General features: G+C 75.0%; 13 protein-coding genes. 6 read left to right on the forward strand and 7 right to left on the reverse strand.

Going from position 1 to position 12,591, the window contains the following annotated elements; all coding sequences use genetic code 11:
* Nucleotides 1-53 precede the first annotated feature (53 nt).
* The 3 genes from sucB to ACFPBZ_RS08765 form a co-directional block, all read right to left on the reverse strand.
* Entirely contained in the window at nucleotides 54-2,105 is a 2,052-nt protein-coding gene (gene sucB / locus ACFPBZ_RS08755; protein WP_378035646.1) for a 2-oxoglutarate dehydrogenase, E2 component, dihydrolipoamide succinyltransferase, read from the reverse strand.
* Nucleotides 2,106-2,139: 34 nt separating this feature from the next.
* On the reverse strand, nucleotides 2,140-3,522 hold the full coding sequence (lpdA, locus tag ACFPBZ_RS08760; RefSeq protein ID WP_378035647.1) for a dihydrolipoyl dehydrogenase: 1,383 nt from the start codon (nucleotides 3,520-3,522) through the stop codon (nucleotides 2,140-2,142).
* A gap of 150 nt (nucleotides 3,523-3,672) precedes the next feature.
* Nucleotides 3,673-5,223, reverse strand: coding sequence for a leucyl aminopeptidase (locus tag ACFPBZ_RS08765; protein WP_378035648.1), 1,551 nt, complete (start codon nucleotides 5,221-5,223; stop codon nucleotides 3,673-3,675).
* A 99-nt stretch (nucleotides 5,224-5,322) separates the two neighbouring features.
* Between ACFPBZ_RS08765 and gcvT the strand changes: the two genes are divergently transcribed.
* The 3 genes from gcvT to ACFPBZ_RS08780 are packed head-to-tail and all read left to right on the forward strand — an operon-like array spanning nucleotide 5,323 to nucleotide 8,083.
* Complete coding sequence (gene gcvT, locus ACFPBZ_RS08770) at nucleotides 5,323-6,435, forward strand: glycine cleavage system aminomethyltransferase GcvT (RefSeq protein WP_378035649.1); 1,113 nt, start codon at nucleotides 5,323-5,325, stop codon at nucleotides 6,433-6,435.
* The gene (locus ACFPBZ_RS08775; RefSeq protein ID WP_378035650.1) at nucleotides 6,435-6,920 is read left to right on the forward strand and encodes a cupin domain-containing protein; all 486 of its coding nucleotides are present in this window, start codon (nucleotides 6,435-6,437) and stop codon (nucleotides 6,918-6,920) included. The genes gcvT and ACFPBZ_RS08775 overlap by 1 nt, the downstream gene beginning before the upstream one ends.
* A 59-nt stretch (nucleotides 6,921-6,979) precedes the next feature.
* Nucleotides 6,980-8,083 carry a branched-chain amino acid aminotransferase gene (locus tag ACFPBZ_RS08780; RefSeq protein ID WP_378035651.1) on the forward strand — a complete coding sequence of 368 codons (1,104 nt, stop codon included), beginning with the start codon at nucleotides 6,980-6,982 and terminating at the stop codon, nucleotides 8,081-8,083.
* An 18-nt stretch (nucleotides 8,084-8,101) separates the two neighbouring features.
* Here ACFPBZ_RS08780 and cobS read toward each other — a convergent pair whose 3' ends face one another.
* From cobS to ACFPBZ_RS08800, 4 genes are read right to left on the reverse strand one after another with little or no spacing between them, the layout of a single operon-like run.
* Entirely contained in the window at nucleotides 8,102-8,872 is a 771-nt protein-coding gene (gene cobS, locus ACFPBZ_RS08785; RefSeq protein ID WP_378035652.1) for an adenosylcobinamide-GDP ribazoletransferase, read from the reverse strand.
* Nucleotides 8,869-9,822 (reverse strand): nicotinate-nucleotide--dimethylbenzimidazole phosphoribosyltransferase, encoded by a 954-nt coding sequence (locus tag ACFPBZ_RS08790; RefSeq protein ID WP_378035653.1) that lies wholly within the window; start codon nucleotides 9,820-9,822, stop codon nucleotides 8,869-8,871. The genes cobS and ACFPBZ_RS08790 overlap by 4 nt, the downstream gene beginning before the upstream one ends.
* Before the next feature lie 55 nt (nucleotides 9,823-9,877).
* Nucleotides 9,878-10,504, reverse strand: coding sequence for a bifunctional adenosylcobinamide kinase/adenosylcobinamide-phosphate guanylyltransferase (locus tag ACFPBZ_RS08795; protein WP_378035778.1), 627 nt, complete (start codon nucleotides 10,502-10,504; stop codon nucleotides 9,878-9,880).
* A complete protein-coding gene (locus ACFPBZ_RS08800) occupies nucleotides 10,420-11,067 on the reverse strand; it encodes a DUF3043 domain-containing protein (RefSeq protein WP_378035654.1) in 648 nt (215 codons plus the stop codon). Before ACFPBZ_RS08800 ends, ACFPBZ_RS08795 begins: the two co-directional genes overlap by 85 nt.
* 121 nt (nucleotides 11,068-11,188) lie before the next feature.
* Here ACFPBZ_RS08800 and ACFPBZ_RS08805 point away from each other — a divergent pair, with 121 nt between their 5' ends.
* From ACFPBZ_RS08805 to ACFPBZ_RS08815, 3 genes are all read left to right on the forward strand, one after another.
* Nucleotides 11,189-11,764: a glycerate kinase gene (locus tag ACFPBZ_RS08805; protein ID WP_378035655.1), complete on the forward strand. Its 576-nt coding sequence runs from the start codon at nucleotides 11,189-11,191 to the stop codon at nucleotides 11,762-11,764.
* Between the two features lie 51 nt (nucleotides 11,765-11,815).
* Nucleotides 11,816-12,010, forward strand: a complete 195-nt coding sequence (locus ACFPBZ_RS08810) for a hypothetical protein (RefSeq protein WP_378035656.1) — start codon at nucleotides 11,816-11,818, stop codon at nucleotides 12,008-12,010.
* A gap of 155 nt (nucleotides 12,011-12,165) precedes the next feature.
* The gene (locus ACFPBZ_RS08815; protein WP_378035657.1) at nucleotides 12,166-12,522 is read left to right on the forward strand and encodes a HesB/IscA family protein; all 357 of its coding nucleotides are present in this window, start codon (nucleotides 12,166-12,168) and stop codon (nucleotides 12,520-12,522) included.
* Nucleotides 12,523-12,591 lie beyond the last annotated feature (69 nt).

Below are 12,591 nucleotides of genomic sequence, written 5' to 3' on the forward strand. Positions count from 1 at the left end.
ACGCGCGGAGGGCCCCGCCGATCGGCGGGGCCCTCCGGGTCGTTCGGTGGTGTCTACAGGCCGAGGTCGGCCTCGAACGCCCCCGCCTCGAGGCGCCCCTTGATCGAGTTCAGGAACCGCGCGGCGTCGGCGCCGTCGACGATCCGGTGGTCGTAGGACAGGCAGAGGTAGAGCGTCGACCGGATCGCGATCGACTCGCCGCCCTCGCCGTCGGAGACCACCACGGGCTTCTTGACGACGGCCCCGGTGCCGAGGATGCCGACCTGCGGCTGGTTGATGATCGGGGTGTCGATCAGGGCGCCGCGCGAGCCCGTGTTGGTGATCGTGAACGTGCCGCCCGAGAGTTCGTCCGGGGCGATCTTGTTCGCCCGGGTCCGGTCGGCCACGTCGGCGATCTTGCGGGCGAGCCCGCCCAGGTTGAGGTCCCCGGCGTCGTGCACGACCGGCACGATGAGGCCCGCGGGGGAGTCGACCGCGATCCCGAGGTGCTCGGCGCCGTGGTAGGTCACCTCGCCCTTCTCGGTGTCGATCATGGCGTTGACCACCGGGTGGGCCTTGAGGGCCTCGACGGTCGCCAGCGCCATGAACGGCAGGAACGAGAGCTTCACGCCCTCGCGGCGCTGGAAGTCGGCCTTGGCGCGGTCGCGCAGCCGGGCGATGCGGGTGACGTCGGCCTCGACCACGGTGGTCAGCTGCGCCGAGGTCTGCAGGGACTCGACCATGCGCTTGGCGATGGTCGAGCGACGGCGGGACAGCTTCTGCGTGGTGCCGCGCAGACCCGACTCGTCGGGCTTCGGGACGTTCGCCCCGGCGCCGGCGGGCTTCTGGACCTCGCCGCCGTGCACGGCGCCCTGCGACCCGTCGGACGGGGTGGCCCTGGCCGGGGCGTCGGCCGCGGCCGGCGCACTGGAGGCCGACTGCGCCTCCTCGGCCGCCTTCGCCGACGCCTGGTCCTGCTCGTCGGCCGCCGCGACCACGTCCTGCTTGCGGATGCGGCCGCCGACCCCGGTGCCCGTGATGGACGAGAGGTCGACCCCGCGCTCCGTGGCGAGCTTGCGCACCAGCGGGGTCACGTAGGGCGAGCCGGCCTGGGTGCCGTCGCCGTTCGAGCTCGAGCTGCTGCCGGAGGACTGCGAGCCGCCGCCGGAGGACTGCGACTCGAGCGCCCCGGCGTTGGCCGGCCCGCTCGGGCCCGTCGACTGCTCGATGTCGTGCGAGACGTAGTCGTCGGCGCCGGACGCGGCGATGGCCCCGTCGGAGCTGTCCGCGGTGTTCGAGCCGTCCGACACGGACGGCTGCGAGTCGGGCCCGGGCTGACCCTGCTCCTGCCGCGGCTCGCCCGCGGGCTCGGGCGAGGTGGCCTCGGCGGCCGGCTCGGACTGGGTCGGCTCGGGCTGGGCCGAACCCTGGTCGCCGCCCGCGGCCGGGCTGCCGCTGCCGACCACCGCGAGCGCCCCGCCGACCTCGACGGTGTCGTCCTCGTTCGCCCGGATCTCCAGCAGCGTGCCGGAGACGGGGGAGGGGATCTCGGTGTCGACCTTGTCGGTGGAGACCTCGAGCAGCGGCTCGTCGACCTCCACGGAGTCGCCCACCTGCTTGAGCCAGCGGGTGATCGTGCCCTCGGTCACCGACTCGCCGAGCGCCGGCATCTCGACCGTCGTCCCGGACCCGCCACCCGACGACGAGCCGCCCGACGACGAGCCGCCGCCGGAGGACGCCGGGGCGGGCTCGGGCCGGGACTCCTGCTGGGCCTCCGGCTCGGGCCGGGACTCCTGCTGGGGCTCCGGCTCCGGCTCCGGCTCCGGCTCGGGCTGGGACTCCTGCTGGGGCTCGCTCTCCGCCGCCCCGCCGCCCCCGGACCCCTCGGACTCGTCGCCGATGACCGCGAGGTCACCGCCGATCTCGACCGTGTCGTCCTCGTTCGCGACGATGCGCTGCAGGACGCCGGCCTGCGGCGAGGGGATCTCGGTGTCGACCTTGTCCGTCGACACCTCCAGCAGGGGCTCGTCGACCTCGACGTGGTCGCCCTCCTGCTTGAGCCACCGGGTGATGGTGCCCTCGGTGACGCTCTCGCCGAGAGCAGGCATCTGGACGGTGTAGGCCATCGTGCTCGGGACTCCTTCGTACGATGCGGGAGGGTCAGCTGTGCGCGTGGAGCGGCTTGCCGGCCAGCGCCAGGTGCGCCTCGCCGAAGGCCTCGTTCTGCGTCGGGTGGGCGTGGATCAGGTTGGCCACCTCGACCGGCAGAGCCTCCCAGTTGTAGACCAGCTGCGCCTCACCGACGAGCTCGCCGACGCGGGTGCCGATCATGTGCACGCCGACCACGGGGGAGTCGTCGGCGGTACCGCCCTTGACCAGCTTGATGGCGCCGGCGGTGCGGAGGATCTGGGACTTGCCGTTGCCCGCGAGGTCGTAGGTCGTGGTCTGCACCTCGCCGTAGACCTCCTTGGCCTGCGCCTCGGTCAGGCCCACCGACGCGACCTCGGGCTCGCAGTAGGTGACCCGCGGGATGCCCTTCTCGTCGATGACCGGCGGGTGCAGGCCCGCGATCTCCTCGGCGACGAAGATGCCCTGCTGGAACCCGCGGTGCGCGAGCTGCAGGCCCGGGACGATGTCGCCGACGGCGTAGACGTTGCCGACCCCGGTGTGCAGGCGCTCGTCGGTGCGCACGAACCCGCGGTCGAGAGTGACGCCCTGCTCCTCGTAGCCGAGCTCGGCGGTGTTCGGGCCGCGCCCGACCGCCACCAGCAGCAGGTCGGCCTCGAGCTGCTCGCCGTTCTCCAGGCTGACCGTCACCGCGTCGGCGGTCTGCTCGACCCCGGTGAACTTCGTGCCGATCTTGAAGGTGATCTTGCGCTTGCGGAACTGGCGCTCGAGCTGCTTGGAGAGGAACTCGTCCTCGTTGGGCACCAGGTGCGGCAGCGCCTCGACGATCGTCACCTCGGAGCCGAAGGAGCGCCAGACGCTGGCGAACTCGACGCCGATGACGCCGCCGCCGAGCACCACCACGCGGTCGGGCACGTAGTCGAGGTTGATGGCCTCGGTGGAGGTCAGCACCCGCCCGCCGAGCTCGAGGCCGGGCAGGGTCTTCGAGTACGAGCCGGAGGCGAGCACGACGTGGCGGCCGGTGTAGCGCTGCCCGTCGACCTCGACGGCGTCGGTCCCCACGAGGGTGCCGTGGCCCTCGATCATCGTGACCTTGCGGGACTTCACCAGCCCCTGCAGGCCCTTGTAGAGCTTGGCGACGACGCCGTCCTTGTAGGAGTTGACCCCGGACATGTCGATGCCCGACAGCGAGGTCTTGACCCCGTAGGACTCGCCCTCCCGGGCGTTGTCGGCGATCTCGGCCGCGTGCAGCAGCGCCTTGGTGGGGATGCACCCGCGGTGCAGGCACGTGCCGCCGAGCTTGTCCTGCTCGACGAGGGCCACGGAGAGGCCGAGCTGGGCCGCGCGCAGTGCGCAGGCGTACCCGCCGGACCCTCCACCCAGGATGAGGACGTCGTAGGTGTCGCTCTCGCTCAACTCACTTCTCCCGCGTCTGCGTGTGGCGTGCGGCGGTCCTGTCGGTGGGGGTGCCCACCCGGACCGGGCGTGTCCGGTTCCCCTTCAGTCGGAACCGTCCTTGACTCCATCCTTCCACCGCAGGCAACCGGCCGGACGGAGAGATCGTTCTCAGCCGTTCCGGGCGATGTCGGCGAGCACCGCGGTGAGGGTGCGGACCGGCTGGCCCGTGCCCCCCTTGGGCGTGTAGCCGTGCGGCCCGCCGGTGTTGAAGGCGGGCCCGGCGATGTCGACGTGGGCCCACGGCACGCCCTCGGCGACGAACTCGCGCAGGAAGATCCCGGCCGCGAGCATCCCGCCGAAGCGGTGGTTGGTGACGTTCGCGATGTCGGCGACCCGGGAGTCGAGGTCGGCGCGCAGCTCCTCGGGCAGCGGCATGGCCCAGCCGCCCTCGCCGGTGCTCGTCGCCGCGGCGGTGACCCGGTCGCGGAACTCGTCGGAGCCCATGATCCCGGCGGTGCGCGAGCCGAGGGCCACGAGCTGGGCGCCGGTGAGCGTGGAGGTCTCGACGAGGTAGTCGGGCCCGTCCTCGCACGCCCGCACGATCGCGTCGCCGAGGACGAGCCGGCCCTCGGCGTCGGTGTTGAGCACCTCGACGGTCTTGCCGCCGTACATCGTCAGGACGTCGCCGGGCCGGTAGGCGGTGCCCGAGGGCATGTTCTCGGCCATCGGCACGTAGGCGGTGACGTCGAGCGGCAGGCCCATCTCGGCCGCCAGGCAGACGGTGGCGACGACGCACGCGGCCCCCGACATGTCCGAGGTCATGTGGTCCATGTTCGCGGCCGGCTTGATCGAGATGCCGCCGGTGTCGAACGTGATGCCCTTGCCGACCAGCGCGACCTTCTTCGTGGCGTCGGGGTGGGTGTGGCGCAGCCGCACGAGGCGCGGCGGCCGCGACGAGCCGCCGCCGACCCCGAGGACGCCGCCGTAGCCGCCCTCGGCGAGGGCCGCCTCGTCGAGCACGTCCACCTCGAGCCCGACGGTCTCGCCGAGCTCGGTGGCCCGGCGGGCGAACTCCGCGGGGTAGAGGTCGTTCGGCGGGGTGTTGATCAGGTCGCGCGCCGTGCAGACGGCGCGGGCGGTCAGCGCCGCGTCGGCGAGCGTGGCGTTCTCCCGCTCCGCCGCCCCGCCGGTGCCGCCGGGGGCGCCCAGGAACTCGACCCGGCGCCGCTCGTCGTCGCCGGCGGCGCTGCGGTACTCGGTGAACGCGTAGAGACCGAGCACCGTGCCCTCGACCGCGGCCGCGAGCCCGAGGGAGGAGAGCGTGGTGCCGATCCGGCGGGCCTGCTTCGGCAGCGCCCTCGCCGCCGCGCCGCTGGCCCGGCGGACCTGCTCCTCGACGTCGGGCCCGCCCTGCGTGCCGGGGGCGGGGGCCTCCGGGCCGAGGCCGACCACGAGCAGCAGCGGCGCCGTGACGGCCCCGCGCGTGGGGACCTTCACGACCTCCTCGGCCTTGCCGGTGGCCCCCGTGAGCGCGAGCAGGGCGGCGAGCTCGCCGGAGAAGGCGGCGTCGACCCCGTCGGCCCCCACCAGCACCACCGCCGGGGCGTCGTCCCCGGCCCCGTCGCCCCCGGCGCCCGGGCGCATCCCGACCACGAGGACGTCGACCTCCGCGTGCTGGGCGTCGACGTCGCTGACTTCGAGGTCGGGCGGGGTGCTCACGGGTGGGGCCTCCAGGGGTCGCGGACGACGGCTCACGGGATGTGACCGCATGCTAGGACGGGCCCCCGACACTCCGCCGTGCCGTACGGTCCCCTCCCCGTGAGCGACAACCTCCGACGCAGCCCCCTGCACGCCCGCCACGAGGCTCTCGGCGCGACGTTCGCGCCCTTCGGCGGCTGGGAGATGCCCGTCCAGTACTCCGGGACCGTGGCCGAGCACACCGCCACCCGCGAGGCGGTGGGACTGTTCGACGTCAGCCACCTGGGCAAGGTCCGGATCGCCGGCCCGGGCGCGGCGGAGTTCGTCAACACCTGCCTGACCAACGACCTGGCCCGCATCGGCCCCGGCCGGGCGCAGTACACGCTCTGCTGCGCCGAGGACGGCGGCGTCGTCGACGACCTCATCCTCTACCTCCTCGGCGACGACGAGGTCTTCGCCGTCCCCAACGCGGCGAACTCGGCCGGCGTCGGGCAGCGCCTCGCGCAGGTCGCGCCCGACGGCGTCGTCGTGACCGACGAGCACGACCGCCACGTCGTCCTCGCCGTCCAGGGCCCCTCGTCGCGCCGCGTCCTCGCCGAGGCGGGGGTCCTTCCCGAGACCGGCGACGACGACCTCGACTACATGGGCTTCGTCGACGCGAGCTGGTCGGACCAGAAGATCCGGGTGTGCCGCACCGGCTACACCGGCGAGCACGGCTACGAGCTCATCGCGCCGTCGGAGACCGCCGAGACCCTGTGGGACGCGCTCGCCGCGGTCGTCGCCGAGGTGGGCGGCCTGCCCGCCGGGCTCGGCGCCCGCGACACCCTGCGCACCGAGGCGGGCCTGCCGCTGCACGGCCAGGACCTCGGCCCGGAGATCACCCCGGTCCAGGCCCGGTGCGGTTTCGCGGTGGGGTGGAAGAAGGAGACGTTCTGGGGCCGCGAGGCCCTCCTGGCCGAGCGCGAGGCCGGGCCGCGGCGCCGGGCCTGGGGGCTGAAGGCCACCGGGCGCGGGGTCCCGCGCGCCCACATGACCGTGAAGCTCGGCGAGACCCCGGTCGGTGAGACCACGTCGGGCACCTTCTCCCCGACGCTCAAGAAGGGGATCGCGCTCGCCCTGCTCGACACCGCCGCGGGGCTCACCGAGGGCGACGTCGTCTCGGTCGACGTCCGCGGCCGGCCCCTCGAGTGCGAGGTCGTCGCGCCGCCGTTCGTCCCGGCCAAGGTGCGGTGATGAGCTTCCCGACGACGCCCGACGCCGAGCCGGGCGTCTACCGCTTCCGCGACGACGTCGAGACGGCGGGCCCCGCCCGCTTCATCGCGCCCGGCGACGTCGTCGGGGGCGGCTTCGGCCTGTTCGAGTCGGCGGCCGCGCCCGGGCGCATCGGCGCCGTGCCGCACTACCACCAGGGGTTCTCGGAGTCGTTCTGGGTGATCTCGGGCCGGCTCGCGGTGATGAGCGGCGAGACCTGGCAGGTGCTCGGCAGCGGCGACCTCGCCCACGTGCCCGTGAACGGCGTGCACGCCTTCGAGGCGGTCGGCGACGAGATCGCCCGGTTCCTCATCCTCTTCGTCCCGGGGGCGCCCCGCGAGGAGTACTTCCGCCGGCTGGCCGAGTGCCTGGAGCGCGGGGCGCCGGCCGAGGAGATCGACGCCATGGCCGCCGAGTGCGACCAGGTCAACCTCCGCGACTGGCCCGCGTGGCCGAGGGGGAGCTGAGGCGCACGTCGGGCTCGGGACCGTGTCCGGTGTCGGGGTGGCGGTCTAGGGTGCAGGGCATGTCGAGCACGGCCTTCAGCCACCTCCCGCACCCCTCCCCGGCGACGGACGAGCGGGTCGCGGAGGTACTGGCCGCGCCCGGGTTCGGGAAGTACTTCACCGACCACATGGTCACCATCAGCTGGGACGCGGCGCGCGGCTGGCACGACGCGCAGGTGATGCCGTACGGCCCGCTGCAGGTCGACCCGGCGTCGGTCGTGCTGCACTACAGCCAGTCGATCTTCGAGGGGCTCAAGGCCTACCGGCAGCCCGACGGGTCGATCGCGTCGTTCCGCCCGTGGGCCAACGCCGAGCGGATGGGGCGCTCGGCCGAGCGTCTCGCGATGCCGCCGATCCCCGAGGACCTGTTCCTCGACTCGATCCGCGAGCTCCTCGCGGTCGACGCGCGGTGGGTCCCGGCGGCCGGCGGCGAGGAGTCGCTCTACCTGCGGCCGTTCATGTTCGGGTCGTCCTCGGGTCTGGGGGTCCGGCCCAGCGAGGAGTACCTCTACCTCCTCATCGCCTCCCCGGCCGGTGCGTACTTCCCCCGCGGGCTCGCCCCGGTCAGCGTCTGGCTCTCCACCGACTACGTGCGCGCCGCCCCCGGCGGCACCGGCGAGGCCAAGTGCGGCGGGAACTACGCCGCCTCGCTCGCCGCGCAGGCCCAGGCCTCGGCCCAGGGCTGCGACCAGGTGGTGTGGCTCGACGCGATCGAGCACCGCTGGGTCGAGGAGATGGGCGGGATGAACCTGTTCTTCGTGTTCACCGACGCCGACGGGCACCACGAGGTGGTCACCCCCGAGCTCTCCGGCTCCCTGCTGCCCGGCATCACGCGGCGCTCGCTGCTCGACCTCGCCCGCGAGGACGGCGCGACCGTCACCGAGCGGCGCATCTCCACCGAGGAGTGGGAGAAGGAGGTCGCCGCCGGCACGCTCACCGAGGTGTTCGCGTGCGGGACCGCGGCCGTCATCACCCCCGTCGGGTCCGTGAAGTACGACGGCGGCTCCTTCGAGATCGGCGACGGCACCCCCGGCCCGGTCACGGCGCGGCTGCGGTCGCGGCTCACCGACATCCAGCGCGGCGCGGCCCCCGACCCGCACGGCTGGATGGAGCGCCTGGGCTGACGCTCCAGGCGCTCCGGGTCACGACCCGAGGGCCAGGCCCGCCAGCGCCACGGTCACGGCCGCCTCGCAGGCCGCGCCGAACACGTCGCCGTTCACCCCGCCGAGGCGCCGGACCGCGTGCCGGGCGAGCGCGACGACCGCGAGGGCGGCCACGACGACCGCCGCCGGCCCCTGCCAGGGCCGGTCGGGCGTCGTCGGGACCGCCGCGGCCGCGAGGAGCACGAGCCACACGAGCGGCACCGCGACCGGCTGGGTGCCGGCGACGAGCGCGCCGAGCCCGCCCGGCGAGGCCGCCGGGACCCGTCGGCGGGCGCACCAGGTGAAGGCGGCGCGGCCGGTCGCCCAGGCCAGCGCGATCCCGGCGATGCCGACGATGCCGCCGTGTCCCGCCACCGCGGGGAGCGCCGCCGCCTGGGCGCCGAGGGCCACGACCAGGGCGATCACGCCGAACGCGCCCGTCGAGGGGTCCTTCATCACGGCGAGGGTCCGCTCCGCGTCGCCGTAGCTGCCGAGCCCGTCGGCGAGGTCGGCGAGCCCGTCGAGGTGCAGGCCGCGGGTCAGGGCCGCGCCGACGGCCACTCCGCCGACCCCAGCGAGAAGGTCGGGGGCGCCGAGCGCGAGCAGCCCGACGACGACGCCGCCGACGACGGCGCCGAGCACCAGCCCCACGAGCGGGGCGAGGACGAGGGCCCGGCCCGCGGTCCGGCGGTCGAACTCCTCGGCCCGCACCGGCGCGACGGTGAACAGCGACACCGCGAGCCGCACCGCGTCGGCGCGGGACGGGCTCACGAGCCCGCGGCGACCCGGGCGGCCATCGTCACCAGCGGGACCGCGGCGAGGGCACCGGTCGCGGCACCGGCCCGCAGGTCGAGCGCGAGCAGCGGGTCGAGCCCGAGGATCTCGAGGGCGAGCGCCTGGGCGGGCTCGGTGTCGCGGGTCGCGGCGAGCCACCAGGCGCGGGCGCCGGGGGAATGGGCGTCGGCGAGGAGCGCGGCCACGCAGACGGCGGCACCGTCGAGCAGCACCGGCGTGCGCCGGCGGGCGGCCTGGGTGAGGAACCCGACGAGGGCGGCGAGGTCGGCGCCCCCCGCCACGCGCAGCAGGCCCTCCGGGTCGCGGCCGACGGCCTTCGTGCGGCGCAGCCCGTCGCGGACGGCGGCCGCCTTCCGCATCCAGGCGTTGTCGTCGATGCCCGACCCGCGCCCGACCACGGCCACCGGCTCCCGCGCGCACAGCGCCGCGACGAGGACCGCGACCGGGGTGGAGATCCCGACGGCGAGCTCGCCGGGGACGAGGAGGTCGGCGCCCTCGTCGACGGCGTCGTCGGCGGCCCGGCGGCCGGCGGCGAGCGCGATCTGGACGCCCTCGCCGGTCAGCGCGTCCTCCCGGTCGAGGCGCCCGCTGGGGCCGTCGCCGACCTCGACCACCCGGACGTCGGCGCCCGCGACGGTGGCGAGGCTGTTCGTCGGGGACGTGCCGGCCCGGACGGCGGCCAGCCGGACGGCGGTCTCGGCGGGGTCGAAGGCGGAGACCCCGGCGGCGGCGATGCCGTGCTCGGCGGCGAAGAGGACCACGCGGGGCGAGGCGGGCGGCCGCGCGGGGGAGCGGGCCTGGCAGGCGGCGAGCCACGCCGCGACGTCGGCGAGGCGCCCGAGGGCGTGGGACGGGAGGGGGAGCCCCTCCAGGTGCCGGCGGGCGTCCGCACGCGCGGCGTCGTCCGGGGGTGCCACCGCGGGCATGGCTCAGGTGCTCCCTTCGGTCGCCTGTGCGCAGTAATCCGTGTCCTGGCACGGACTAGTGCTCACGGGGCGCAGCCACCTTAAGCGGCAGCGCGATGCCGGCCACGAGCAGGCGGACCTCGTCGCAGACCGCGGCCAGCTCCTGGTTGAGCAGCCCCAGCTCGTCGCGGAAGCGGCGCCCGGCCGACGAGGAGGGCACCACGCCGAGCCCCACCTCGGCCGAGACGAGCACCAGCGGCGCGGTCCGGCGGGCCACCGCGTCGACCAGGCCGGCCCGGGCGGAGGCGACGGAGGCCGCGTCGCGGGCCCAGCCGGCGTCGTCGAGCAGGCCGGTGACCCAGGTGGCGAGGTCGTCGACCAGGACCGGTTCGGGGCGCCCCGCGACGACGGCCGGGGTCACGGTGCCGTCGACGTCCTCCACCGTCTCCCAGGACGGGGGCCGCCGGTCGCGGTGGGCGGCGATGCGGGCGGCCCACTCCGGGTCGGCGGACTCCTCGACCGGGCGGGCCGTGGCGACGTACAGCGCGCCCTCGTGGGGGAGGAGCGCCTCGGCGTGGGCCGACTTGCCCGAGCGGGTGCCCCCGAGGACCAGGAGGCTCAGTTGACCGGGGTGCCGGCGCTGACCCGCGGCGCGGGCATGCGCAGCTTGCGGATCTGGGTGGCGCGGGTGAAGGCGTACCAGCCGGTGGAGAAGCCGCGGATCTCCTCGTTGGGGAACTTCGCGCGCACGCGCGCGACGATCTGGCGGCCCAGCAGGGTGCCCTCGACGACCATCGCGGCGAGCATGCACAGGCAGAGCAGGCTGCCGATGTTCTGCACGGCGGGCACCGGGACGACGACCGTGATGAAGATCAGGATCGCCAGGGGCATGAACAGGCCCATGAGGTGGCGCCGGGAGTCGACGAGGTCGCGCACGTAGGCCTTGACGGGGCCGCGGTCGCGCACCGAGAGCACCCGGTCGTCCCCGGCCATCATCCGCTTGCGGCGGTCGGCGGCGGCCTGGCGGCGGTCGGTCTTGTCGCCCCGCATGCTCTTCGCGCGCTTGATGGCCTCGCGCTGCGTCTTCGGGGCCGGCGCGACCGGGCCGCGCTTGCGGCCCTCGGCCTCGCGCCGCGACCGGGTGGGGCGCCCCTTGCCGCCGTTCTGGCGCTTGTCGGCGCCGACGGACACGACCTCCTGGGCCTCGACGTCGTCGTCCACGACGGTGCTCTCGGGGACCGACGATCCACGGCGCAGGAAGTTCACCCCGCCAGGATAGGACACGCCGGACGGTCTGCGGCCGTTCGGCGGCGGCCTCGTCGCGCCGGGACGCTCGTTCGGCGAGCGGCCTCCGCGGAGCCCGGCCACTGCTCTACCGTGAACCCCCATGCGCGTGCTCATCGCGCCGGACGCCTTCCGCGGCACCCTCACCGGCGACCAGGCCGCGACCGCGATCGCCGAGGGGTGGACGCGCGGCGCGGCGGCGGACGAGCTCGAGCGCGCCCCGGTCGGCGACGCCGCGCGGACGCTCGAGACGGCCGACGAACCCGACCTGCCCGATCTCGTCGTCACCGGCGAGGGCAGCCTCGAGTTCCGGTCGCTGCGCGACACCGCGGTCGCCGCCCTCGCCGCGGCCGCCATGTCGCGGTCGGTGCCCTGCGTGGTGCTGGCCGGGCAGGTGCACGTCGGGCCCCGGGTGGCCTTCGAGTCCGGCATCCACGGGGCCTACGCCGCGGCGGCGGACGCCGGGTCCGTGGAGGCGTCGATCGCCGATCCCGCGGGCACCCTGACCGTGCTCGCCGAGGGCATCGCGTACCACTGGGGTGGTCGGCGCGGGCGGGCCGACGACGCCGTGGCGGGAGCCACGACGCCCCGGCCCCGTCCCGAGTCGCTCCCCGGGCCGGAGCCCCTGGTGCCCGGGCCGCGTCCCGCCGGGCCCGACGAGGCCGATCCGCCCCTGTAGGACGGCCGGTCCCCGCCGGGGCGCACCGGGCGTCCGGACGGGGGAGGAACGTTGATCGACGACGGCATCGAGGGCCTGGTCCTGCTGGTGGTGATCACCGGCCCGCTGGCGTTGGTGGCGTCCACCGGCTGGCAGGTCGCGTGGCTCATCGCGCTGGGCATCGTGGCGCTGGTGCGTTGGCAGGGCGAGCGGTGGCGCGGGCTCGCCACCGCGTCGTCGGCGCCACAGGGACCGGGAGCCGCGTAGCGGGTGAAGTGCGCCGGTCCGTGTGCCACCATGGAGATCGCAGGCGAGCCGCATCGTGCTCTCACGGGAGCGCCGCGCCGGGCGGGAACATCCCGCCGCCCGGCAGAGGTTGTACGGCCCGAGGGCACTGACCGCACGGGAGCTCAGGGAGAACCATGACCGTCGAGAACCCCACCAAGACCGAGGAGCACGGCGTCGACCTCAGCGACGCCGCTGCCGCCAAGGCGAAGGCCCTGCTCGACCAGGAGGGCCGTGACGACATGCACCTGCGCATCGCCGTGCAGCCCGGGGGTTGTGCGGGCCTGAAGTACCAGCTGTTCTTCGACGACCGCAGCCTCGACGGCGACCTCTACCGCGACTTCGCCGGCCTCAAGGTGGCCGTCGACCGCATGAGCGCGCCGTACGTCATGGGCGCGACGATCGACTTCGTCGACACGATCGACAAGCAGGGCTTCACCATCGACAACCCGAACGCCACGGGGTCGTGCGCCTGCGGAGACAGCTTCAACTGATCGACCGGCACGACGAGAGCCCCGGTCCGCCACGTGGGGCCGGGGCTCTCGTGCGTCCGGGGGTGCTCC

Origin of the sequence: Actinomycetospora atypica (assembly GCF_042653685.1) — a bacterium.
GTDB classification, from domain to species: domain Bacteria; phylum Actinomycetota; class Actinomycetes; order Mycobacteriales; family Pseudonocardiaceae; genus Actinomycetospora; species Actinomycetospora atypica.